Genomic DNA, 1,146 nt, shown 5'->3' with positions numbered 1-1,146 from the left:
TAGGCCTCAGCTTGTCGAGGGCCTCGCTTCATAGCATCTGATATCCGCGGGTTGGTTACCGCATTACAGAGGTCCGCCCAATGAGCCTGCCGCTATTAAAGCCCCAAGTCGGATGAAATCCGTTGCCTAGCTTGGTCGCGGGTTGCTCGTGTGCCGGGCTACGTCGCCCTTCAGGAAACTGGCTCCACAGTAGGTGGCAGATAGGTTGGTACCTTGGCGTTGGGTTACGTGGTCTGCGCCGCGTTCGGTATGGCAAGCGACATGGCGAGCCGGCTGATGTCCCAGATGAACCCGCTCAGTTCGCGGGCCACCGCAACCACCGCAATGTTCGGGTTCTTGCTGCGCGTGGCAAGTCTCCGATAGCGCCGGCACAGTCGAACCTGGGCGTCCCAGGACCGGTCAACGATGGCATTCGGGATGCCTTCGTGCCGTCGCTGAATCTCGGGGCTCACACGTGCCGGGTGCCGGTAACTCCAGGCGGCTTCGATTAGCAGCTTTCTTGCATAGCTATTGCCGTTCTTGGTGATGCTGCCTTGGCGCCGTTTTTCCCCCGATGAGTGTTCGGCGGGCGTCACCCCGAGCCAGGCCATCAGTTGGCGCGGATGCACAAAGCGCGAGAGATCGCCCAATTCGGCGAGCATGCCTATCGCCGTGGTGAACTGCAGGCCGCGCATGGCCTGCAAGCCCAGTACGGCCGGATAGAAGCGCCAGTTGACCACGGCTTCGCGCAAGGCCGCTTCGAGACGGCTGCATTGCGCGAGCCGATCCTCGATGGCACGTCGATATTCGTCAAAGGCAAGTTGCTGCCACACGGTGTCGAACGCAAAGGTACTGATCCAGCGCCGGTGCGCCGGTCCCCAGTCGGCTCTGCCGCTGTAGCGCACCCCATGTGAAAGCAGAAAGGCCTTCAGCCGTTGCCGGGCGCGCTTCAGATCGTCCTTGGCGTTGACCCAGGCGCGTGACAGATCCCGGAACGCTTCGTCCTCCACACTGGGTACGTACACCGCCGAGAGGTCGCCGGCGCGCAGCGATCGCACGAGCTTGACCGCGTCGCGCCGATCGGTCTTGACGCGCTCGCCGGGTTTCTTCGGGATCAGCGACGGCGCGCACACCATGCACTCGAATCCCTTCCCTGCAAGCTGCCGG

Annotated in this window: 1 protein-coding gene; it reads right to left on the bottom strand. The window is 62.9% G+C overall.

Translation table 11 applies throughout. The features are described from left to right. Positions 1-224: 224 nt before the first annotated feature. Positions 225-1,146: IS110 family RNA-guided transposase (locus tag ACYP5B_RS48975; protein WP_459574697.1), on the bottom strand; the 922-nt coding region annotated here is incomplete at its 5' end.

The sequence above is a fragment of the Cupriavidus sp. 8B genome, assembly GCF_054589115.1.
The sequence above is the reverse complement of the archived record's forward strand: the minus strand, read 5'-3'. Positions and strand labels throughout refer to the sequence as shown.